At 37.7% G+C, this 23371-nt stretch carries 26 protein-coding genes; 12 read left to right on the top strand and 14 right to left on the bottom strand.

The genetic code is table 11. From position 1 onward, the window contains the following. Positions 1-216: 216 nt before the first annotated feature. The 4 genes from fabF to IEV74_RS10375 form a co-directional block, all read right to left on the bottom strand. Entirely contained in the window at positions 217-1455 is a 1239-nt protein-coding gene (gene fabF, locus IEV74_RS10390; RefSeq protein WP_188455319.1) for a beta-ketoacyl-ACP synthase II, read from the bottom strand. A 38-nt stretch (positions 1456-1493) separates the two neighbouring features. Continuing rightward, positions 1494-2432 carry a beta-ketoacyl-ACP synthase III gene (locus tag IEV74_RS10385; protein ID WP_188455318.1) on the bottom strand — a complete coding sequence of 313 codons (939 nt, stop codon included), beginning with the start codon at positions 2430-2432 and terminating at the stop codon, positions 1494-1496. 140 nt (positions 2433-2572) lie between these two features. Further along, a complete protein-coding gene (locus tag IEV74_RS10380; RefSeq protein WP_188455317.1) occupies positions 2573-3541 on the bottom strand; it encodes a BMP family ABC transporter substrate-binding protein in 969 nt (322 codons plus the stop codon). Positions 3542-3635: 94 nt separating this feature from the next. Next, on the bottom strand, positions 3636-4253 hold the full coding sequence (locus IEV74_RS10375; RefSeq protein ID WP_188455316.1) for a Rossmann-fold NAD(P)-binding domain-containing protein: 618 nt from the start codon (positions 4251-4253) through the stop codon (positions 3636-3638). A gap of 117 nt (positions 4254-4370) precedes the next feature. Between IEV74_RS10375 and IEV74_RS10370 the strand changes: the two genes are divergently transcribed. Next, on the top strand, positions 4371-4547 hold the full coding sequence (locus tag IEV74_RS10370; RefSeq protein ID WP_188455315.1) for a DUF2929 family protein: 177 nt from the start codon (positions 4371-4373) through the stop codon (positions 4545-4547). Positions 4548-4642: 95 nt separating this feature from the next. Here the strand turns inward: IEV74_RS10370 and IEV74_RS10365 are convergent, their stop codons facing one another. Beyond that, complete coding sequence (locus IEV74_RS10365; RefSeq protein ID WP_188455314.1) at positions 4643-4981, bottom strand: hypothetical protein; 339 nt, start codon at positions 4979-4981, stop codon at positions 4643-4645. A 172-nt stretch (positions 4982-5153) separates the two neighbouring features. On the opposite strand from IEV74_RS10365, the gene IEV74_RS10360 reads away from it, so the two are divergent. Together IEV74_RS10360 and IEV74_RS10355 are read left to right on the top strand one after the other, a co-directional pair. Continuing rightward, positions 5154-5966 carry an undecaprenyl-diphosphate phosphatase gene (locus IEV74_RS10360; RefSeq protein ID WP_188455389.1) on the top strand — a complete coding sequence of 271 codons (813 nt, stop codon included), beginning with the start codon at positions 5154-5156 and terminating at the stop codon, positions 5964-5966. A 93-nt stretch (positions 5967-6059) separates the two neighbouring features. Further along, complete coding sequence (locus tag IEV74_RS10355) at positions 6060-6755, top strand: Crp/Fnr family transcriptional regulator (RefSeq protein WP_188455313.1); 696 nt, start codon at positions 6060-6062, stop codon at positions 6753-6755. 266 nt (positions 6756-7021) lie between these two features. Here IEV74_RS10355 and IEV74_RS10350 read toward each other — a convergent pair whose 3' ends face one another. Together IEV74_RS10350 and IEV74_RS10345 are read right to left on the bottom strand one after the other, a co-directional pair. Continuing rightward, entirely contained in the window at positions 7022-8158 is a 1137-nt protein-coding gene (locus IEV74_RS10350) for a TIGR04053 family radical SAM/SPASM domain-containing protein (protein ID WP_188455312.1), read from the bottom strand. A gap of 174 nt (positions 8159-8332) precedes the next feature. Further along, positions 8333-8575, bottom strand: a complete 243-nt coding sequence (locus tag IEV74_RS10345) for a DUF2249 domain-containing protein (protein ID WP_188455311.1) — start codon at positions 8573-8575, stop codon at positions 8333-8335. Between the two features lie 221 nt (positions 8576-8796). On the opposite strand from IEV74_RS10345, the gene IEV74_RS10340 reads away from it, so the two are divergent. Further along, positions 8797-9489, top strand: a complete 693-nt coding sequence (locus IEV74_RS10340; protein ID WP_188455310.1) for a Crp/Fnr family transcriptional regulator — start codon at positions 8797-8799, stop codon at positions 9487-9489. Positions 9490-9604: 115 nt separating this feature from the next. Here the strand turns inward: IEV74_RS10340 and IEV74_RS10335 are convergent, their stop codons facing one another. The 3 genes from IEV74_RS10335 to IEV74_RS10325 form a co-directional block, all read right to left on the bottom strand. Next, entirely contained in the window at positions 9605-10081 is a 477-nt protein-coding gene (locus tag IEV74_RS10335; RefSeq protein ID WP_188455309.1) for a hypothetical protein, read from the bottom strand. A gap of 151 nt (positions 10082-10232) precedes the next feature. After that, complete coding sequence (locus tag IEV74_RS10330; RefSeq protein ID WP_229683125.1) at positions 10233-10730, bottom strand: spore coat protein; 498 nt, start codon at positions 10728-10730, stop codon at positions 10233-10235. A 230-nt stretch (positions 10731-10960) separates the two neighbouring features. Then, on the bottom strand, positions 10961-11176 hold the full coding sequence (locus tag IEV74_RS10325) for a hypothetical protein (protein ID WP_188455308.1): 216 nt from the start codon (positions 11174-11176) through the stop codon (positions 10961-10963). Between the two features lie 190 nt (positions 11177-11366). Between IEV74_RS10325 and IEV74_RS10320 the strand changes: the two genes are divergently transcribed. Then, positions 11367-11744: a DUF2642 domain-containing protein gene (locus IEV74_RS10320; RefSeq protein WP_188455307.1), complete on the top strand. Its 378-nt coding sequence runs from the start codon at positions 11367-11369 to the stop codon at positions 11742-11744. Continuing rightward, the gene (locus tag IEV74_RS10315; protein ID WP_188455306.1) at positions 11745-11954 is read left to right on the top strand and encodes a hypothetical protein; all 210 of its coding nucleotides are present in this window, start codon (positions 11745-11747) and stop codon (positions 11952-11954) included. It abuts the gene before it with no gap. A 112-nt stretch (positions 11955-12066) separates the two neighbouring features. Here the strand turns inward: IEV74_RS10315 and IEV74_RS10310 are convergent, their stop codons facing one another. Next, positions 12067-12975: a Gfo/Idh/MocA family protein gene (locus tag IEV74_RS10310; protein WP_188455305.1), complete on the bottom strand. Its 909-nt coding sequence runs from the start codon at positions 12973-12975 to the stop codon at positions 12067-12069. Between the two features lie 145 nt (positions 12976-13120). Here IEV74_RS10310 and IEV74_RS10305 point away from each other — a divergent pair, with 145 nt between their 5' ends. The 4 genes from IEV74_RS10305 to IEV74_RS10290 all read left to right on the top strand — a co-directional run bounded on the left by IEV74_RS10305 (position 13121) and on the right by IEV74_RS10290 (position 17604). Then, a complete protein-coding gene (locus IEV74_RS10305) occupies positions 13121-14053 on the top strand; it encodes a glycosyltransferase family protein (RefSeq protein ID WP_188455304.1) in 933 nt (310 codons plus the stop codon). A gap of 4 nt (positions 14054-14057) precedes the next feature. Beyond that, entirely contained in the window at positions 14058-14738 is a 681-nt protein-coding gene (locus IEV74_RS10300; RefSeq protein WP_188455303.1) for an N-acetyltransferase, read from the top strand. A gap of 42 nt (positions 14739-14780) precedes the next feature. Then, on the top strand, positions 14781-15998 hold the full coding sequence (locus IEV74_RS10295) for a glycosyltransferase (RefSeq protein ID WP_229683124.1): 1218 nt from the start codon (positions 14781-14783) through the stop codon (positions 15996-15998). A 589-nt stretch (positions 15999-16587) separates the two neighbouring features. Continuing rightward, on the top strand, positions 16588-17604 hold the full coding sequence (locus tag IEV74_RS10290; protein ID WP_188455302.1) for a D-glucuronyl C5-epimerase family protein: 1017 nt from the start codon (positions 16588-16590) through the stop codon (positions 17602-17604). Between the two features lie 131 nt (positions 17605-17735). On the opposite strand, the gene wecB is transcribed toward IEV74_RS10290, so the two are convergent. Genes wecB through IEV74_RS10275 form a run of 3 tightly spaced genes read right to left on the bottom strand, consistent with a single transcriptional unit; the run spans position 17736 to position 20583 of the window. After that, entirely contained in the window at positions 17736-18812 is a 1077-nt protein-coding gene (gene wecB / locus IEV74_RS10285) for a non-hydrolyzing UDP-N-acetylglucosamine 2-epimerase (protein WP_188455301.1), read from the bottom strand. Next, complete coding sequence (locus tag IEV74_RS10280) at positions 18809-19789, bottom strand: dTDP-glucose 4,6-dehydratase (RefSeq protein ID WP_188455300.1); 981 nt, start codon at positions 19787-19789, stop codon at positions 18809-18811. Before IEV74_RS10280 ends, wecB begins: the two co-directional genes overlap by 4 nt. A 38-nt stretch (positions 19790-19827) precedes the next feature. After that, entirely contained in the window at positions 19828-20583 is a 756-nt protein-coding gene (locus tag IEV74_RS10275; RefSeq protein ID WP_188455299.1) for an SDR family NAD(P)-dependent oxidoreductase, read from the bottom strand. Between the two features lie 246 nt (positions 20584-20829). On the opposite strand from IEV74_RS10275, the gene IEV74_RS10270 reads away from it, so the two are divergent. Together IEV74_RS10270 and IEV74_RS10265 are read left to right on the top strand one after the other, a co-directional pair. Beyond that, positions 20830-22044: a glycosyltransferase gene (locus tag IEV74_RS10270; RefSeq protein ID WP_188455298.1), complete on the top strand. Its 1215-nt coding sequence runs from the start codon at positions 20830-20832 to the stop codon at positions 22042-22044. Positions 22045-22294: 250 nt separating this feature from the next. After that, positions 22295-23266, top strand: coding sequence for a glycosyltransferase family 4 protein (locus tag IEV74_RS10265; protein WP_229683123.1), 972 nt, complete (start codon positions 22295-22297; stop codon positions 23264-23266). Positions 23267-23371 lie beyond the last annotated feature (105 nt).

The raw sequence follows: 23371 nt of genomic DNA, 5'->3' as shown, positions 1-23371 counted from the left end.
CGGACAAGAGTGGATACATGTTTAATTTGAGGGATTCAAGTAAAATTGCGTTTTATTCAATTGTTTATTGGGTTATATTTTTTCATCCGAATCGTAAATCAACCGCTCATTTTGGACACTTATCATTAAATCAACCATAACTCCTAAAACAACGCACACAAAAAGGCTATCCCATCCAAGGTCATCATGCCTTATTGAAATAGCCTTCTGCGTCATTTAGTTAAACTTTTTAAATATCAATGAAACATTGTGCCCGCCGAATCCGAGTGAATTACTCATGACGACATTTACTTCTTGTTTACGGGCTTCATTTGGTACGTAATCCAGATCACATTCAGGATCCGGAGTTTCATAGTTAGTCGTGGCTGGAATAATACTATCTTCAATTGACTTTAATGCGATCACAGACTCAATTCCGCCCGCTGCACCAAGCAAATGTCCAGTCATCGATTTTGTTGATGAAATCGCAACACCTCGCGCATAATCCTGAAAGACTGTTTTTATCGCTTGTGTTTCAAATTTATCATTTAGGTTTGTACTTGTACCATGGGCGTTAATGTAATCAACATCTGCTGCAGTCATTTCCGCATCGTTTAACGCCTGCTGCATGGCTCTAGCCGCACCTTCACCGTCTAATGCTGGTGCTGTAATATGATAGGCATCTCCAGTAGCACCATAACCAACGATTTCCCCATAAATTTTAGCGCCGCGTTTTTGTGCAGATTCCAGTGTTTCCAAAATTAAAATTCCCGAACCTTCACCCATAACAAAGCCATCACGGTTCAAATCGAATGGTCTGCTTGCTTTTGATGGATCTTCGTTTAATGACAATGCTTTAGCAGAACTGAATCCTGCAAAAGCCATATTCGAAATTGGTGCCTCTGTTCCACCAGTAATCATGTAGTCTGCCCCGCCGCGCTGGATTACTTTAAACGCGTCACCAATTGAGTTAGCCCCAGACGCACAGGCAGTTGTCGAACATGAATTAATTCCTTTTGCACCTAACTGGATGGATACTTGGCCAGCAGCCATGTCAGGTATCATCATTGGTACAAAGAACGGACTTACTTTACGCGGACCTTTTTCCAATAATTTCGTATGCTGGTCCTCCCACGTTTGCATTCCGCCAATTCCAGAACCGATCCAGACACCTACACGATTAGCAATATCCTCATTAATCGTAAGGTTGGCATCTTCAACAGCCATTTTTGCAGCTGCAACTGCATACTGTGTGAACGGATCCATTTTTCTTGCATCTTTTTTGTCCATATAGTTTGTTGGATCAAAATCTTTTACTTCTGCTGCGACTTTAGCAGGATAGTCATCTTTGTTCACCTTTGTTACAAAGTCGATTCCTGAATTGCCAGCTACAATGTTACTCCATGTCGACTGGACATCATTTCCTAATGGAGAAACTGCCCCAAGACCAGTGACAACAACTCTTCTTGCTTCCATTGGTACTCCTCCTAATCATCTTATCTTATCTGTAGACTTTATTTTCCCCAGCGCAACGCAACCGCACCCCATGTTAAACCGCCGCCAAAGCCGACTAACACGAGTAAATCATTATCTTTAATTTTACCATTTTTAACATCTTCTGATAAAGCAATTGGAATAGATGCTGCGGAAGTATTTCCGTACTTGGTTATTGATTTTGCCATTTTTCCCTCAGAAATCCCTAATCGTTCCCGTGCCGCATCCATAATTCGAATATTGGCTTGGTGGGGGATGAGATAATCCACTTCATCTTTATTTAATCCAATCTTCTCAATGACACTGACTGCCGATTTAGGCATTTGTCTAACAGCGAATTTGAAAACTTCGCGGCCATTTTGGATAAGATGCTGTTTATCATCCTGGTATAAATGTTTACCGCCAGCACCATTTGCTCCCAATTCAAACGAAAGAATCCCTTTCCCTTCAGAAACTTTGCCAACAACTGCGGCCCCAGCTCCATCACCGAAAAGTACACAAGTATTGCGATCCTTCCAATCGGTAATTTTGGAAAGCTTTTCAACGCCAACAACTAAAATATGCTTGTATGCATTCGTGTCAATAAATTGTTTGGCAGTAATTACGCCATACATAAATCCAGAGCACGCTGCACCAATATCCATCGCTGCAGCGTTTTCTGCTCCCAAGCGATCTTGTATCCGGCATGCTACAGATGGGAATGGTGAATCAGGCGTAACGGTAGCTACTAAGATTAAATCCAACTCTTCTGCCTTTATATTCGCTTCTTTTAACGCATCCTGTGCTGCAAAGAATGCCATATCGGATGTATCTACATCATCACCAGCAATTCTGCGCTCTTCAATGCCCGTTCTTGTTCTGATCCATTCATCACTTGTCTCCACTATCTTTTCCATATCTTTATTGGTAACCACATTGGATGGGACATAGTGACCTGTTCCTAAAATACCTACGCTCATATTGTCATCCCCTTATGGACTATTGTTTATATCAATTCTTATGACTTGGTACTAATTTTAATGCATTATTACCCCCGTTGCAAGAAAAATAAATAAAAGCAATACACTTACATCAGTATTATGTGCGTTCATTGCACCTGTTATTTTTCCAATTCGTTTGGTAATAACCCCGTGTCAATGTAGTCGTCAATTGCTTCATTAATTTCATCCTGGAGATCTTCAGGAACTTCCGGACTGTAGTTGCCTAACGTTATGACGTCATCCTGAAAATCAAAAGTTAGTATGTCACCCTTTAACTCTTTTTCATTAAATTTTTCCGCGACGAGCTCGTACAATTTATCAACATGCTGAACAGTACTTGTTAATACAGTCGATTCAGCTATATCTGATTGATCAGAAACATAACCAATTGCATAGATGCCATCCTTGTTTGCCTGTTTAATAATGTCCACACTATAGGAATCTCCAGCTGGATAGATAACATCCATGTCGTTTTCGAGCATTGCTTGATACATTTTCATTGCGGTACCTTTGTCGCTCCAGTTATTCACATACTGAATATGTACCTCCGCAGATGGGTTTCGATATTTTACCCCTTCATAAAATCCTTCAATTTCCGGCTGCCATTCGTATGCTGCAATAATCCCAACCTGATTCGTTGTCGTCATTGCCCCAGCAACCATTCCGCCGAAAAAACCCATTGCATGGGAATTAAAATTTAAGCTCGTAACATTTTCGGCCGAATATCCGCCATTAAAATATACAAATTGTACATCTGGATACGCTTGTGCAATATCCACAAAAAATTTCCCATATGTGTTGCTATGGCCAAATATGAGATTTACCCCATTATTTACAAACTCGTCCACCGCATCTGTAACATCTTGCTGTGTTTTAATACCTTCTTTAAAATATACATCAACATCAAATTCTTCACTAATCGACAATAGGCCCTTGTACCCTTTTTTGCCCCATGCTTGATCATGAATTGAGTCCTCAACAAGCATTCCTACTTTTTGAATGTTATCCTTTTCAAAATAGCTGCCGCAGCCTGATAGTAGAATGAATCCAAATGCCAATAAAGATAGGATGAATAGCTTTTTCAACATGTGCACTCCTAACCCTGAACATTGATATGACAACAGTTATTTCTTATATTGTATCGTTTTACCAGTTTTACGTAAATGCTATATAACGTTACATTTATATTACACCGTAAAGTTTTCTAAATTTTGCGTAATGCGCTTGAACTATTTTTAGGTTCTCCGTTATGGGCTTTTTGTCACGAACATAGATGGAGGTTTCCTGATCAGCATCATTCATTTCTTTCTCCCTGAATGACTTTATCTCTATTAACTCTGGCAAATAAGCGGATTTAGTGAATTGCATCACACAATAGATGAAATCTTTTATATAAATAGCCTCTGTCAGAAATCGTTCTGAGTCAAATCGGACGAAATCATTTTTGTCATAAAAACCATCATCATTCATTTCCATCCATTCTCCAAATAATAATGGCAATTTAATTGATACAATGTTTGTTTTCCGTTTTTCCTCCGGTTTATCAAAACGTAATTGAATGGTCCGTTCCGAGTGACCTGAAGTTTGAACATCAACCGAAATTGCTATGTCATCTCCCTGTTTATTTCGTTTGCTTGGATTTAATGTAAATAATTCGTTTCTGCCAAAAAATAATGATAATGTCTCTTTTTTATCAGATGAAATTTCGTCAAACCCAATGACATTTTGACCCTGATTCAGCAAATGATTAACAAGATGATAGCCTATCCAGTCAAAGCAATTCGTTACAACATATGCCATTTGTATCCCCTTCCCTCTTTATTACTATACTATTCCCCATAGTTAAGAAATACTTTTATTTTTTGTACTGTTTTGGTAAACTAGACTTAAGAATGTAATAAAAATGAGGTGTTATAGATGCGGTTCATTTGGACTTTAATTTGGGCGTTGTTAATTAGCGGCGTTATATCTTATGTACTGACAAGTATGGGCGGTACTGATTTCGATATCATGTCTACGGTAACATTAGCTATTATCATGGCTATAGCTGTGTATATTTTAGGTGAAGGTGTCGTTAAGCAGGAAAAAGAATAAACATGATGCTTTTATGGGGTCTGTCTCTAATACACTAACTTATAACAGTTAATGTGTTGCGGACAGACCCTTACTATGTTAGCGGGTGACCTTCATTAGTACCATGGCAATACACTTAGTGCAGTCAGGGCAGCCAATGGCAAAATGAGCCTCCTAAATCGTCTTGGCGGATATCCGAACCCATATCCAAATCCCGGGTATCCAAATCCATACCCCGGAAACCCAAATTGACGATTGTCTTGATCATGATTAAAATTCGCCTGTTGCTGAAGTTCATGCTGCTCTAAAGGAACGGCAAGATAGACATATTCATCGTCTAACCCGGTAACGATACCATCTATTCTCGAACCATCATTCATTTCAGCAAGCACATAAGCATGCATATGATCCTTACACATTTCGTATATATGGTGATAATTCTGATTCATTTTCATTTTTATACCTCCTCACCAACTAGACTATTCAACCAGATTTGGGTTGGTGACTCAGTTTTCAACAAATAGAAGAGAATCGAAATCGGATATTGGATATCGACCGCAATCTGCTGCAGCAATTTTAACAAAAGCAACAAAATAGAAACTGTCCGGGGGTATAGCAATGGAGAATATTACAGAGTTTTGGCTATTAGTAAAATATATTATTTTAGGTTTATTTCAGGGATTCACGGAACCAATTCCAATCTCTTCAAGCGGACATTTAGTCATTTTACGTGAACTGTTTAACATCGAAATTAAAGGACTTTCATTTGAGATTCTTGTTAATTTTGGTTCACTGCTTGCGGTATTGGTTATTTATCGCAAGGATATTATCCGCCTCGTCACTAATTTCTTCCGTTTCATTTTCGCTAAGGATGAAGCTGCAAAAGCTGATTTTCAATTTATGATGTATTTGGTGATTGCAACAATACCAACTGGGGTCATTGGCTTATTGTTTGAAGATTATATCTCAAGTAAACTCAGTACGGTTGCGATTGTCGGGGTGACACTCCTTATAACTGGTTTTGCCTTATGGATCATTCGAAACCTGCGGGGTAATAAGAACGATCGGGAGATATCACTTAAAGATGCTATTATTGTTGGACTGGCACAAGCCGTTGCATTAATTCCTGGCATAAGTCGTTCAGGTGCTACAATTGTCGCTGCTATGCTGCTTGGGATGAAACGCGAAACAGCACTTCGTTTTTCATTCCTGCTTTATATCCCTGTCAGCCTTGGCATTACTGTTATGTCTGCCTCCGATATTGTAAACGACAAGAACTTTGATGTGTTGATGATTCCGTATTTACTGGCATTTATGGCATCCATCATCGCCTCGTATTTCGCTCTAAAGTGGTTTATCAATATCATGGCTAATGGTAATTTAAAATACTTTTCGTATTATTGTTTTATCGCGGGAATTCTTGTTATACTCTTCTTGTAGGGCAGTAGTTTTGAACCACTGCTTTTTTTACCGCTAAAGGCAGGTAAACGATAACTTACATGATGCAAAACTTTTAAAGGTGGTTTATTGACTATGCCTCTTAGACCTAAGATGTCCGATCAATTAAGGAGTTTGTTAGATTCGGTTGATCATATAAAGCCAATTAAAAAGGATACATTTTTATTTTCTGAGGGTGAAATTGCGGATGAATTGTATATCATTAAATCTGGAAGAATTCAGATTGGCAAGCTTTCTCCCGACGGACGCGAGCTATCTTTACGAATATGCAATAAAGATGATATTGTCGGTGAACTTTCCCTATACTCGGAAAATGTAAAATACATATTAAATGCAAAGATTATGGAAGATGGTGAAGTTGCCGTAATTAAAAAATCAGAATTAGAAGAAGAACTGATTAATAACAGCGGCTTGGCCATCGAGTTCATGAAAATTATGAATGAGTATTACCGCAGAGATCAAACGAGATTTCGGGACCTTGTCTTACATGGCAAAAAAGGGGCACTGTACTCTACGTTAATTCGCCTCTCCAACAGCTATGGCAAAAAGCTGGAAAACGGCGATATTTTTATTGATATCATACTGACTAATCAGCAACTAGCGAATTTCGGCGGGACATCCCGCGAAAGTGTTAACCGCATGTTAAATGAATTAAAACGAAATAACATTCTGTCCACAAAAAAAGGAAATATTATTATCCATGACCTGCAGCACCTAAGAGATGAAATAAATTGTGAAAACTGCCCTGTTGTACTGTGCAGTATACATTAGAAACCGAAATACCCTTCCAGAGCTTGTCCCTGGAAGGTGTTTCAGTTTACGGGGCAATGTTTGGACTCTACCGCTGATGTTCTGCTTGTTCTGCCGATGTTCTGACTTTCCTGGCGATATTCTGCTTCTCCTGGCGATATTCTGACTCTCCTGCCGATATTCTCCTTCTACCGCCGATGTTCTGACTCTCCTGCCGATATTCTCCTTCTACCGCCGATGTTCTGACTCTCCTGCCGATATTAATCCTCCCGCTTGCAATACAATTTTTATTTACTATTAGCCTTCTTTTTCTTCACGCGCATTGCTTTTGGGATATAAACGCAGTATGGTTCACTTTCCATATAGTCTCCTGTTACATTATAGGCTCTTGATCTGGATCCGCCGCATACAAAACGGAATTCACATACACCGCATTTACCTTTATATTTATCCGGATTCCGTAAATTTTGAAAGACTTCCGAATCACGATAAATCTTAGCAAGCGGCGTTTGCCTTACGTTCCCTGCTTTAATCGGCAGGAGACCACTTGGGAAAACATCACCAGTATGTGAAATGAAAACAAACCCATTTCCATCGTTCACACCTTTTGGCGCACGGCCCAAACCATCAATCTGTCCCGTCTTACCGCTCATTAGGGCATCTTCATAGAAAATATGCTCCTTGTCACTAATGCTTTTTTGCTCCCGTATTTTGTTCTGGATAACGACGCGGCGGTAATGCTGTGCTGCAGTTGTTTTAATATCAAATGGAACACGTTTCGATAAATCATATAACCACCGTAATACACGTTCATGCTCAACTGGTGAAATCATATCTGATTCTTTTCCCCGACCGGTCGGAACAAGGAAAAACACGCTCCATAATACACAGTTTAAGCGTTCAACCATTTCTGCCATTTCATCCAAATAATCTGCATTATATTTGGAAATTACCGTATTAATCTGTAGGGGCATTTCTAATTCGTGTAAATATTTAATTGCATTCATTGTTAAATCAAACGAACCAGATGTTCCTCTGAAATGGTCATGGACTTCTGCACAATGCCCGTCAATGCTAAAAGCCCACCGTGCCAGTCCAATATCCTTCGCCTTTTGCATGGCAGCCTTCGTCACATTAGGGGTCGCAGATGGTGTCATGGATACACGCACACCTTTTTGTATTGCATATTGTGCAATTTCAAAAACATCTGGACGTTCTAAAGGATCTCCTCCGGTAAAAACCAGCATTGGATTGTTCATTTCATATATGTCATCAATCAATTTTTTGCCTTCCTCAAACGTCAATTCACGCGGATCACGATGATATTGTGCTTCTGCACGGCAATGCAGGCATTTTAAAGCACAAGCGCGGGTTAATTCCCAAATTACAATAAACGGATTTTCATTATAGTCCTGTGGAAACATGATACCACTCCTAAAAATTAGTTTGAATAACGTTACGGATGTAATTGTATCGATTTATATAATAATTGGATATGACATTTTTCACACCAAAAAATCAGATAAGACTCTTGAAAATGAATTCAAGAGTCTATCCATAATTAAGAAGCTTTGCTTAGACACCATTATGCGAATGTATTATTTTTTACCTATTGCCACCCGCCAAAGTGATGGACCCTCTTCCGTATAATCCCATGAAAATGCATTCTCGCCTCGTTCTATCATCATTTGATAATGAAGCGGCTTTGGGTCATGGTCGTTTGATAGCTCCATAAATTGCCCCGCTTCCAATTCATCAAACATCTCAAAAATTTTTTGGTGGCGATACCTCGGTTCAATCTCCGGTGCGTGTATTTTAATTGCGTAATCCGTTTTATTCATTGTGCAGCCTCCTTATTTTATAGCGTTATAATTTAATTCCCCCTAATCATAAATGGTCCATTGAATAAAAGATGTGACCGGGAACATCATTAAACTATGATTTTTATCACGCTTACGAAAACTGTTCACAAATTCGTAAATATCCAGGGGGTATATCATGTTAAAATATAATGGAATACTATAATGCACTTCTATTTTGACGTGGAAGGAGCTTTTTTTGGATGAATTCACAATCGATTAAGGAACTGCTGCAGAAGGTCCCATTATTTAAGGATTTAACTGACTATGAAATGGAACCGATTGTTGACTTGGCAAAATTCCGAATGTACCGCCATGGAACACATATCTTCATGCAGGGTGATCCACTTACAAATGTTTACTTTATACACCAGGGCAAGGTAAAAATATACAAGAGTGATTTAAATGGAAAAGAACAAATTGTCAATATCCTGCAGCCGGACGATATGTTTCCGCACGCCGGTTTTTTCAGACAGGATAATTATCCGGCTCACGCATCCATATTGGAGGATGCTGTTCTAATTTATATACCAATTCGTTTATTTGAGGATTTTCTGTATACACACCCGGAAATTTGCGTGAAATTATTTCGCGTATTAGGGGATAAACTGGTCGATCTGCAACAACGGCTGGAGGAGAAAATTTTACACAATACGTACGAGCAAATCATTATGCTTCTATTACGTCTTGGTAAGGATTATGGGATAAAAACGAAAGATAATCAAATTAGAATCGCCACCCAATTTACAAACCGGGAACTTGCAAATATGATCGGAACCAGCCGTGAAACAATCAGTCGCACGCTGACACAATTGAAAAAGCAAAACCTCATATGGAATGACAGCTACGGCTATTACATAATTGATAAAGAGGGAATGAAGGACGAAATTTTTTAACAGGAAAAAAGCTTAAATATACTGCAATCATGGAAATTTGAATAAAAATAGCAGGGATGGGAAACTATCTCCTGCTATTTTTTCATGTTCATTCAAGAATCAAATTGTATTCTTTTTATACGGACTGTTCCGCTTTTGATCCTTCTTTGGAACGATGCACTAAATACTGGTAACCGTATATAATCAGTGCATAGGTCATGTACGTAAAAAACAGATGATATGACTTAAAGTTTTTGAGCTTAGACACTTTTAATTTCTCGAATACCTTGCTTAACGGTACGGCCAAGGCTGCATTCATAAAGACATTTATCAATATGTAACGGGTAAACCTGCCAAAGGTAAGATGAAAGATCCATATTGTCCCTGCAAAAAATGGTCCAAAAACAAAACTAAGATCATGAAAAACCTGCGTTGCAAGCTTTCCTTTTACTACCCAAAATTTATACTTTAATGAAAGCGCACATACGATCAATACTAATGCCGATGTAAATATAGAAACAGGCAAAAATTTATTTATCACTTTTTTGGGTAATAATAATAGAGAAGACCATGATATAACTACTAAACATATTCGGATAATCATTTGCAGCATTTATCCATTTTCCTCCTCTCGTGTTCCTATCATTTGTATTTAATCAGCAATTATTCTAAATTAGCAAAAAAGACCAATCCCAATTGGATATGGCCTTTCTACTTAATAAAATAAACTCACTGCTCCATTGTTCTTTTAAAATAAGTTACCTCTATAAAATGTCTAGTCGAAGAACCAATGCAATTAATACTTGCAGCAATAGTTGGATATTAACCGCAATATCCGTATCCGTAGTGGTGATATTTACACCGCGTGAGTTTTGAATATAAACCTGCTGACTATTCACTTGACTAGTTTGTAATTTAGCATTTAATTCCTGGGTTATTTCGTTTGCTGTATTACTATCTGCTATGGAAATGCTGATTACTAGGGCAATGGCAACCTGAAGAGCTACCTGAACATTGACGGCAGCCTGTGTGTCATTTGATGATACTTCCACATCACATGAATCTTTAACGACAATTGATTCAAACGAATGCTGTACATTGCTTAATTTTGAATTTGCACCCTGTTCCACTGTTGGATCCATTGGGTGATTGCATGCTCCATCCAAGGCACACCATTCTTTCGGACAGTTGTCAGGTTTATTGGGCTTACATTGTCTTTCTACCACTACAGTTCTACTTTGGCCAGGTTTAGGTTTTGGCATAGTATTTTTTTCCTCCTTCTTTGCGTTTAAAATATCTTATGTATGGTAAGCAAAATAGTAAGGGTGATTGTCTACTATAAAACACCTATTTTTATAGAAAAGATAACGTAATCTTGTAAACGTTTATACTAAAAAAGCATAAATCCCAGAAAAGCTTCAGCTTTATCCGGGATTTTTCGTTTGTTTACAGAGGGGGAATGACCCTAAATAAATTCATTCTAGTTAGATAACTATTTATCGTTCTTTTCTTTATTCTCCTTTTTCGCCATACTTTGCTGTGATAAATCACTGACACTATTTTTAAGGGAATCGACCAAATTTCTCAATTGTTCCTTTTGTTGAGCATCAATCTTAGTTCCATCCAACGAGACACCATGTTTTTTTAGTGTTGAATCCACAAGCATATCTACAAGCTGATTTGGGAAATTGCTGTTGCTATTAGCCAATCTAAATACACCTCCATAAAATACTTTTGTATAGCGTATTCGCAATCATTATATATGTGCTAGATTATAGTCTATTTAGGAAAATCTATGATATTGGTGGAATTATCTATGAATGAATTATATGTACCATACAGGTGAGATATAAACGCATATAGTGAATAGAGAAATATTATAGAAAGGGTGAATATAGTTGGCACTAACAGATAGTCAGAGAGCCTTATTAGGATGGCTGAACCAACTTTCACAAAACTTAGGAACAACGAGTGGAGCAAATGTTGATTTCTCAGTAGATTTACCAGGATTAGACGTCGATTTCGGTGTTGATATAGGCGGGGCGGGGAACTCTGGAAATGGGACAAATCCCCCCCCTGGAACTCCTAGAACAATGCGTGAGCTGTTATTGAGTCTAGTTAATGAACAAGTGCAGGTTACAACACCATTCGGTACAGTGACTGGAACACTATTGCTTGTAAAAAAAGATTATATCGTCATTATTGAAGCAACTGGTGAGCAAGTGCTTGTTCGAATCGATAAAATTGAACTCGTCAGTGAAACAGGAGGGATATAAATGTTTGCAAACACATTTGCAGCTGAACTCGCAACACGGATTGGATCAAGTGTAGAGGTAGCTACAGATAGCAACCTGGTAGAAGGAATTCTCTCAACTGTTACGGCAGAGTTAGTTCTGGTTATTGATATTAATACAGGTTATGGAAATACAAAAATCTATCTCTCACTAGACTCCATAAACTTCATTCGTTTTCCCCAAACAGCTTAACTGCTGCTTACTCCCCAACCTGAAAAAATACTCTGATACACAGTCAGAGTATTTTTTCATGACAATTAGGGGACAAGGGGTCATGGGACAAGGGGTCAGACCCTTTGTCCCACTAATCCATCTTTCGTATGATGTCACTGATTTTATTTGTGATCTGTAATGCTTTTATTCCATCCTCTCCAGAAACAGTCGGTGTCCTATTGAATTGAATGCAATCAATAAAATCCAGTAACTGAGCATGTAGTGGTTGTACCGTTTCATCAATCTCGATCATCTGTACCATACCGGAACCCGTTTTTTTGATTTTTCGTTCCAGTATGTCTGCCTCAATAAATGCATCCTCTGTAACTACCTGAATCGTTCTTACTTTACTTTTTGATTTAAAACTGGCTGTCAGCTGTGCGATAATCCCTTGCTTGGACCTGGAAATAACGACGGCATGCTCCGGTGTTTTCTCAACAGTTTTTCCCATTGCACAAAAATCCAAATCTTTATCATCAAGCAGCTTCTGTAAAATATAAATGTCATGAATCATTAAGTCATTCACTACATCAACATGCTTCATTCGTTCATCAAAAGGACTCATCCTATGAAATTCAATTCCAATGATAGTTTGGTCCGCCAATTCCTTACCAAGATACTGAATGAACGGATTAAACAGTTCAATGTGTCCTACCTGCAGTTTAACCCCTGCATTATTGGCTTTATCAAGTAAATTTTCCGCCTGAGCAACTGTGCTTGTAATGGGTTTTTCCATTAACATGTGTACCTTATGATTAACACAATTTACGCCAATTTCATAATGAAACTCTGTAGGTACAGCAATACTTGCGGCATCAATCGCTTTAAGCAGGTCGGACATCGAATGAAATTGTTTGACATTGTATTTCTTGGCTATTTTCTGTGCTCTCTCTTTATCATTATCGTATATACCTATCAACTGGCATTTGTCTTGTAATGATAGATATGTCCGCACATGATTTTCTCCCATATTTCCTGTTCCAATTACACCAACTTTCATAAATTATCTCCTCACTTAATTACTACTCATTTCATATCCTATGCGTAAGCTGCTAAGTGAGATGGACGCTCATACCGAATATGATAAATTTGGCACTTATACTAGGAACAAATACTAGATTTACAAAATGAAAGGAGATAAATAAATGCTAACGATATTATTTATTGCCGACGATACATCGAACTTTGTCCACAAAATGTATTATTACCTTGAACAGGAATTAGCGAAAAAAGCGAATGTGCTTTTTTGGAGAAAGCCCGGGCATATTGATTCCATCCTGAGGCAGCTTCCGGAAAAGCCAGACTTTATTTTACTATTAAATGACCTGGGTCTTCAGATGGCACCGTTGATTAAAGGACTTGCGCATACAGGCATTCCAACTGGACTATTTATAAATGATGTACATCGTTTTGTAAACCTTAGAAGAAATTATATTGCAAAACATAATATCCAATATCTATTTACGATTGTGAGGGACAAATTTGTCGAGGTTTACCCGGAATACATTGCTAGAATGGAATGGTTCCCTCATTTTGCTGAAACAGATATATTTCGCGATTATCATATCCACAAAGACATTGACCTGTTATTAACTGGAGCTGTCAGTGACGTATATCCATTAAGACAAAAAATAGTGAAAGCATACGAAACGAATCCCAATTTTGTTTACCACAAACATCCTGGCTACAGGAATTTCAGCAAGCCTAAGGAAAATGACTATTTCATCGGACAGAAATATGCAATGGAATTAAACCGGGCTAAAATTGTGTTCACCTGTCCATCCGTTTTCCAGTATCCGGTCATAAAATATTTCGAAGTGCTTGCCTGCAAAACCTTGCTGATTGCGCCAACGTTTCAGGAACTGGAGGATCTTGGTTTTATACCATATAAGCATTTCGTACCGATTAATGAAGACAATTTCATAGAAAAAGCTGATTACTATTTAGCAAATAACCAAGAACGGCAAAACATCGCAGAACAAGGTTATGAATTTGTTCGGCACAGACATTCTATTAAAAAGCGGGCAGAACAGCTTATTAATAGAATTGAACGTATAATCCAAGATAAAGGAGGCTGATGGCTTGTCTGCTATACCGGAAAGTGCAAAGGTAGGAGAGCATGTCGTCATTGAAAGGAATGTAAAGATTGGGGAGAATGTTGTCATCGGGCATCAGACAACGATACTGGAAGGAACGATCATTGGAGACAACGTAACAATTGGCTGTAATTGTGTTCTTGGCATAAAACCAAGCGTAAATCAGCGGATGCGAAAAATTCAGGAGAATAGCAAAGAACTCCATATTCTATCAGGCGCAAGAATTGGCCATTTGGTATCTATCTACGCTGGATCTGCAATAAGAGAAAATGTATTTATTGGCGACCATGCCAGCATTCGCGAAAATGTTTCTATCGGTGAAGAGTCTATCATCGGCAGGGCTGCTGTCGTTGAATTAAACACAAACATAGGCAAAAACTGTACGATTCAGACTAATGCATATGTAACAGGAGACACGACACTGGAGGATAATGTCTTTATTGGTCCTTGTGTATCGATGTCCAATGATAAGTATATGGGAGCAGAGCCTTATTCGTTAAAAGGTCCTTATATTAAAACAGGAGCCAAGATAGGTAATAATGCATCACTATTGCCTTCGATTACAATTGGGACAAATACCATTATAGGTGCAGGTTCAGTAGTTACAAAAAGCACGGGAGATAATATAGTTGTAGCGGGGAATCCAGCAAACCGGCTGAAAAAGTAGGTGATTTTGCAGCAAATACAGCCAAGGAAAGGAAAGATGATTGTGCGAAATAAAAAGGTTTGCATGGTAGTTGCGCACCATCCATTTATGGACGCAAGAATATTTAGCAAAGAAGCAAAAAGTTTACAAAAAACAGGATACCACGTAACAATGATTGTTCCACGAATAAATGGCAACTTGTTCAATATTGACGGTACCCCTTATAAAAGTCAATTCCGAAATAAGGTTTTTACCCATGAAGGAATTAAATTTATTACCTACAACTGGGAAACGTGCAAAAATCATTTAAACAAGGTAGTAAATGATGAAAGCACTTGGGAAAAACAAGGTTTTAAAAATCCTTTAACCAGATTAGCTATCGAGGAGGATGCAGATATATATCATACGCATGAGTACCTTTCCCTTTTTGCTGGAGTTGGGATAAAACGATTAATGAAAAAGCAGAAAAATAAAGATGTGAAATTAATCTACGATAGTCATGAATTAACCCCCGATCCCTTAGACCCGCGTTATTCCGAAGAAAGAAGACATTTACTAAAGCAAAAGCTCCTTACCATGCTTAAAGAAACTGATTATGTCATCACGGTTTCGGATTCGATTAAAGGATGGTATTTATCTCAAATGCCAGAATTACCTGTTGAAGTGATTTATAATTCCCCTCCCCTCGCAAAAAATTACCAGCCTAAAACATTTCATAACAATGGGATTATGATTGGTTATGAAGGAAACTTTGATGATAAAAAAGGGTGTAAAGAAAAGATTATTGACATTGCTGAGATATGCTCCAAAAGCCTCGAATTTCGATTCAAAGTTATTGGAGGAAGCCGGTTTGGCAATTCATTTTCTATACCGGCACATCTTCGGAATACTATAAAATTAACTGGATGGGTCGATTATAATACACTGCCAGCACATTTGAAGGATGTTGATATAGGTTGGGTTGACATGGATAACCTGGAACACTCACTTAATCGCAATTACGCAATGCCAAATAAATTCTTCAGCTATCTAAATAATGGTATACCTGTCCTAGCAAACAAATCCCATGACATTGAAAAATTTATTCAAACACACAAATGCGGTGTGGTTATTGATAAAACAAATGTATCCGCTGAAGAGTATGCGGCTGCGATAAAAAATATTCTTAAGGATAAAAACCAATTTAAATTAATGAGTGAAAACGGTCGTAAAGCAATGGAAAATTTATATTCGTGGGAAAAGATGGAACAACGTTTATTCCAGGTTTATGATCAACTCTAAAACACTAGAACAATCTCCCTTCTGTATTGAACATCTCAAAATGAACCGTACCCCACAATAACTTTTTACTACGTAGTTTCCGCAAACTGCGACATAAATGCTTGTGGTGATTTTGCATCATTTTGGACGCTCTTTGGTCCCGCAGCCCGTATACACTACGCTTTCCGTGGGCGGCTGATGAGCCTCCTCACGCTGACGCGCTCCGGGGTATCACCGATGCCTCATCTCCCACAGGAGTCTCCGTGTATACGGGCTGCTAGTAATTGTATTTATAACGTAATCATGATTTCTTAAAGATATTATAGATACGTTATATTTAATAATTACAATCTATGCAAGTACCGATATATATTAATTCCACTTTACTAGTCCGGCATCGCTGCGGGCGGTGACTCCTGCTCAGAAAAGCACGAGTCCGAAGACACCAAAGAGTGGTTTTCTCGAGGAGGCTGAGGCCGTGTCCTAAGGTGTGCATCCGCCCGCAGCGATCCCGGACGGCGACCCGAGAATATTACGTCGCATTTTACGTCTTTTATGTAAGAACAACAATCTTTTAAAAACAGCTTAAATACTAATGAGGTGAAACCTTTTGGAATCAAAAGATAATATTAAAGTAATCATGCATGACCGGTTTGAAGGTGTTGGAATAAAAATTGAAGATGAATTATTTGTTCCGCTTTCTCTTATTACAAAGGGATATAATTCCGACACCATATGGAATGAAAATGAGAAAACGTTAAAAATTAACACAACCAACGCAAAAGTATCCGAAATTCCGTACTATGACTATAAAGGAAACTATCTGCATTATGATAAAAACAGGGTTGAAAACTGGAAAGTAACCTTTACAAAAAACGGAATTCCTAAAACAATTTATTCGCATGGTGAATATTTCAATCCATCTACCATTGCGCAATATGGGTTACAGCACTATAGTCTTTATTTGAAAAACAATGATGCTTCCAGCAAAAGTAAATTCCTAACAACAGCAAATTGGTTTTTAAATCACCAGGATTCCTTTGGTGGATGGGCTTATCAGTTTGATCATGACTTTTACCCTGGCAGACTGAACAAACTGAGAAAGCCTTGGTATTCAGCCATAGGATTAGGAATGGCGATGTCAGTGCTATCCCGCGCCTCTAATCTAACTGGTAATAATATATATAGCAATTGTGCATTGAAAGCAAAAAAACTCTTCCAAACGGCATCAACTAACAATGGCGTGCTTGCAAAATTTGAAAACAAGTTTCTTTTCTATGAGGAATGCCCCACAAACCCGTCAAGCTATATTTTAAATGGCTTCATGTTCGCCTTGATTGGATTATACGATTTATTTAAAACAACGGGGGACAAAAAAACAAAATGGCTATATGATGAAGGAATCACTTCATTAAAACGGATGCTTCCATTGTATGATTTAGGTAACCGAACGGCTTATGACCTTACGCATTATACAACAAACGGAGGTTTTCCCAATGTAGCAACTTGGGGTTATCATATTGGACACATTCATTTGCTTGCTGCTTTAAATTCAATCGAAAAAGACCCAAAAATAAATGAAACATTAATAAGATGGAAGGGGTATTTAAAAGGTGCAGTAAAATAGGAAGGAAAACTTGCCCACACCTTACCACTCTTAATCCATGGACCAGATAGTTCGATTTTATGTTTCAAACCAATATTAAAATGAGGTGGGATTTTACACACCTCATTTTACTTTTGATATTTAGCATAGCCTTACATAAAATCATTCACTAGCGTGTCAACGATTTTTTCCCCGGCATTTCCATCCCCAAAAATAAGGGGGGATTCCTTAGGTTTCGTAACATTCTTTATAGCATCTAGTATTTCTTGTGTATTAGAGCCTATTACTTTATTCCAACCTGTTTTAACAGTTTCAATCCATTCTGTTTCGTCTCTAAGTGTAATACAGGGAATGTGAAACATATATGCCTCTTTTTGTAATCCCCCAGAGTCAGTTAAAATCAATTTCGCCTGCGAGGTAACAGCTAGCATATCAAGGTAATTTAAAGGTTCAACTAGTTTGATATTGGATGAAGAAAGTAAATCAGTTAATTTAAACTGATCTATTTTACTTTTCGTTCTGGGGTGTAATGGAAGGAGGATATCCGATTTAACTTTACGAAGAGCTGTAAGAATCGATTGTAATCGCTCAGGTTCATCTGTGTTTTCTGCACGATGAATAGTTGCAAGTGTATAGGATTTTTTCGATAATGATAATTTTTGAAGAATGGTCGATTGTTGTGCCGCTTGAGATCTAAAATATAGAACGGAATCGTACATAATATCTCCTGTCAAATATACATTTTCCGCAATTCCTTCTGTTTTTAAATTTTCAACCGCGGCTTGTGATGGACAAAATAACCAATTGGAGAGATGGTCTGTCATGATGCGATTAATTTCCTCAGGCATATCTTTATTAAAACTGCGCAGCCCAGATTCCACATGGGCTATTGGGATATGAAGCTTAGCTGCCGATAGACTTCCTGCCAAAGTAGAGTTTGTATCCCCATATACTAAAACAATGTCCGGTTTAACGGAAATCATAACCTTCTCTAACGCTGCTAGCATTTTCCCTGTTTGTTCTCCATGTGATCCAGAGCCAATTCCGAGATAAAAATCGGGTTTAGGAAGCTTTAGCTGTTCAAAAAAAACAGTTGACATATTATCATCATAATGCTGACCTGTGTGTACGATAACTTCACTTACATGTTTAGTCCTTTTTAATATTTTCGAGATCATAGAAGCTTTGATAAATTGGGGTCTTGCGCCAAGAACTGTTAAGATCTTCATTCTTTTTCCCTTTCTGACACGACTTCTTCTACCCAATTAACTGTATTGGTTATCCCCTCTTTAAATGAAGTTCTTTGTGGATGGCCAACCATTTTCTGAAGTTTTTTCATCGAACCTCTATGACTTAGTACATCAGCCTTCCGAGCAGCCCTTTTAAGAACCGTTCCCTTAAATTTCATCACATCCATTATTGTTTCGACAACCGTTGTAATCGATGTCTGCTGATCGGTTGTAATATTAACACACTCTCCAGCAGGAATTATTGGAAATACCTTCAAAACCATATTTGTCGTATCCTCTACGTAAATAAAATCTCTAGTTTGCCTACCATCTCCATGGATTAATGGAGCATTTCCATCAAGAATCTTTTTTATTGTAAGCGGAATTACACCAGCTAACTCCCCCTCGAAGTTTTGTCTCGGTCCATAGTTATTAAATGGACGAACAATAAAGGCATCTAATTCAAACATTTTCACATACGATTGCAGCATTAAATCAGCTGATGCCTTTCCTGCAGCATAGGTTGTTAAAGGAACTAGGGGGTGTTCTTCATCCATTGGCTGGTATTGTGCAGAACCATATGCTTCAGATGATGAGAAGTGACATAATGTTTGAAAAGCCTTTTTTCGTTGAAGTTCCATTAAATTTTTTAAAACGAGCACATTTGTCAAAAAAGCGTTGGAAGGATTGACAAAGGAGTAATTTAATGGCTTAGTTGCACAATTAAACACAATGTCCACGCCATATTTTTCCATAATGTGTTCCAGAATTTCCATGTTCTCGGCATCATCCACAAGCATGATTGCGCCCTTTTCTAAAGCTTGAGCCACGTTCTCTTTTTTTCCTATAAAAAGATTATCCAAAATGATAACCTGTTTAGCCCCTTCGGTTAATAGACTGTCTACCATGTGACTGCCTATAAATCCAGCACCACCGACAACTAAAATAGTACTATTCTTAATTGATTGACGTTTCAATCTATGTCCATTCCTTTCTGCATTTTATTAAATGTGAGTTAAAAATTCATTCTTGATTGCCCGCCATCCACCGTTACAGTTGTCCCGACGATCCATGATGCTTTTTCAGAAGCTAAAAATACCGCAACATTTCCAATTTCCCCTGGGGTTCCTAGCCGCCCTCCTGGTATTCGTTTACTAGCATAATTATCCAAAAAATCCGGATCAAGTTCCAACCTGCGTTTCCAGACTTTATTTGGATGATAAACAGCTCCTGGGGCAATCCCAACCACTCGAACATTATCCTTTATCGCCTCTGAACTGAAAGACTTTGTAAAACTAATTAATGCAGCCTTTGAAGCGTTATACGATGGTGCTCCCCCTGCCTCTTTGCCATAAATAGATGCAATATTGATGATGACTCCACTGCCACGATCCATCATGTGTCTGGCTGCCAGCTGACTTAAATGAACAGCAGCAACGAAATTTAGTTCTAATGCTTCTGAAAATTTACTTGGAGGTGTATTTATAACCAAATTCCCATGACTTGCACCCATGTTATTAACAAGAATGTCAATACCATTAAATTGATTTGTAAATTCTTCTATCAATTTTTCTCGATTATCATAATTTGAAAGATCTTTTTGATAGATTTGTGTACCCAACTCATCCTTAGTTTGCAAAAGTTCACTACTGTCTCTTGCAGCAATTCCAACCTTTGCGCCTTCCTCAACAAATGCACTTGCGATTCCCTTACCAATCCCCCTTGATCCACCCGTAATTAAAACCTTTTTTCCCTTTAGATTTAAATTCACATTGTCTCCTCCCGTATTTCAGGTAACCAGTCCTATTTTTAAAGAATCTCACCATACAAATATGCATAGGCTTTTTACTGCATAGTAAGAAACAACAAAATTTATAAAATACCTTTACATAGATGCATATTTATTTATATTTGTATGTATAAAACAAAATAGCTGTTAATACGTTAGTACTATGGATTCTAAAAAGAGGCTATGAAAGAAATTTAGCCAAGTGCTCATAAGCCTGGGAGGAGAAAGATGAGTAAAAATGTTTGTTTTTTAGTATCTGAACATCCTTTTTTAGACGCTAGAATATTTAAAAAAGAGGCAAAGAGTCTATTAAAAAATGGGTATAACATAACAATGATTGTTCCGCGAAAAAATGGTTTCTTATTCGATATTGATGGAAGTCCCTTTAAAGATAAATTTACATTCAAAACATTTATGCATGAGGGAATAAAAATTATTACATATGAGCAGGTGTATCTTGAAAAACAATTGAAAAGTCTCCATTATACAATACAGTCTAAAGGTACCCACCGTTTTACTGACCCGCTGACAAAATTAGGCATAGCCCAGGAAGCAGATATCTATCATTGTCACGAATTCTTCTCATTATATTCCGGTATAGGCATTAAACGCACTTTAGCCGCAAAAGGGAAATCGAGTAAGATTATCTATGATAGCCATGAATTGTATCCCGATCCGTTAGCCGTTCAGTCCAGTAAAACAAAAGAAGCAACACAGAAAATGCTAAAAAATATGCTGCAGGAAACGGACTACATCATAACAGTATCAGAATCAATTAAATCATGGTTTCACTCAATTGGGACCCCTCCACCAATTGAAGTACTTTACAATTCCCCTCCATTAGCTCCTGAATATATACCGAATCAAGCAAATAACACCGGACTTGTCCTTGCATTCGAAGGAATCTTAAATAAAAAAAGAGGAAGCTTTCCAAAACTTATCAATATAGCTGAAGTGTGTAATAAAACAATAGATTTGAAAATAAAAATCATCGGAGGGGGTAAGCATACAGATAACGATGTAACGTTTAAAATACCCGAACACTTGAAGTCAAAAGTAGAATATACTGGTTGGGTAAACTTTGCTTCCATTCCTGATGTTATGAAAGATGTTGATTTAGGATGGATAGACATGAATCCAGTCCATTCTCTAAATAATCGGTTTGCCATGCCGAATAAATTTTTCAGTTATTTAAATAATGGGGTTCCTGTTTTAGTCAATCAATGTACAGATATGGAAAAATTCATTGAGATGCATAACTGCGGGTTTGTTATAAAAAAATTTCAAGCTACTGCAACGGACTATGCGGACGCTTTAATTTCACTGCATTCCAATCGCAATAAAATTCGGGCAGCCAGCAGCAATGCCAGAAGTGTAATGGAATCTCAGTACAGTTGGGAGCATATGGAAAAGAAGTTATTCGGTATTTATGAACAATTGTAAAAATAAGGCCCATTTCGTATCGATTATTGTAATTCATACAAAATGCATTATTACCTGTGGAGCACTGCAGAACAACACTATACGAATTTGTGGAATTCATTAGTATACCCTTAAGGTGCTGAACTGCCCTAAGCGCTAAACACACGCAGTTTAAATAAGGAATAGCATTTAAAAACATTCGTTATGAAAAACAGCCTGAAAGAAAGGACAGATAGAATTGCGAGTACTGCACATATCCTATGGTTCACCAATGATTGAATTGTGTAAAGCTCTTCGGTTAAAAGGGGTCGAGGCAACTTCATGCCATTTTGATGAACATCCGTTTAAATTTAAGCCTGATATTTGCTTAAGGCTTAATACACTGCCAGTTCAAGAAAAAGAAGCGAAAAGGAAGGAGTTTTTACAAGAATCCATCAAGCAATATGACATTTTTCATTTTCATTTTGGCGATACATTTTTCCCAGACAAAAAAGACTTAGAGATTTTAAAACAAGCTGGAAAGAAAATGATTGTCCACCATCACGGATCAGACATTCGTATTCCTTCTGTTGCCAGAAAAAATAATCCATATGTCCGGACAAAACCGGAATGGACAGATGAAAAAATAAACCATAATGTATCCATTTTATCAAAATACATGGACCATGCTATAGTTCAGGATTATGAATTGGAAGGTTATATTTCCAATTCATATAAGTATGTCCATGTCATCCCTCACACGATCGATGTTCAGCAGTTTAATCCTCAATTCTCCCAAACAAAAAATAATTCTCCGCTCATCGTACACGCTCCTTCATCGCGATATATCAAAGGGACAGAGTTTATCTTAAATGCCGTTCAAGAATTAAAGCGTTCTGGATTAGCCTTTCGCTTCAAATTAATCGAAGGTCTTCCAAACCAGGAAGCTAAAAATCTTTTGGCGAAATCGGATATCGTCATTGATCAATTACGAATCGGGGCGTATGGTTTCGTTAGCTCAGAAGCAATGGCATTAGGAAAACCGGTAATCTGTTATATACGTGATGATTTAGTTGCAAAGTATCCTAAAGAATTACCTATCGTAAACGCTAATCCTGACACGATTGTTGAAGTTTTAAAGAGTCTTATTGCGAATCCGCTTAAACGAAATGAACTTGGAAAAAAAGGGAGGAAATATGTAAAACTCTATCATGATGCACCAGCTGCAGCTAAGAAGTATATAGAAATATACAACAGTCTATAACAAATGCCGCAATGAATCATATTAAAGGGATAAATATACTCTAATCACTTTAAACAACATTTTTTATCCACAAAAATTTATCATCTTCCATTCCGCAAGAAATCT

Origin of the sequence: Virgibacillus oceani, from assembly GCF_014638995.1 — a bacterium.
Lineage (GTDB): Bacteria > Bacillota > Bacilli > Bacillales > Amphibacillaceae > Virgibacillus_E > Virgibacillus_E oceani.
Note: the sequence above shows the minus strand (reverse complement) of the source record. Positions and strands in the feature narration are given on the sequence as shown.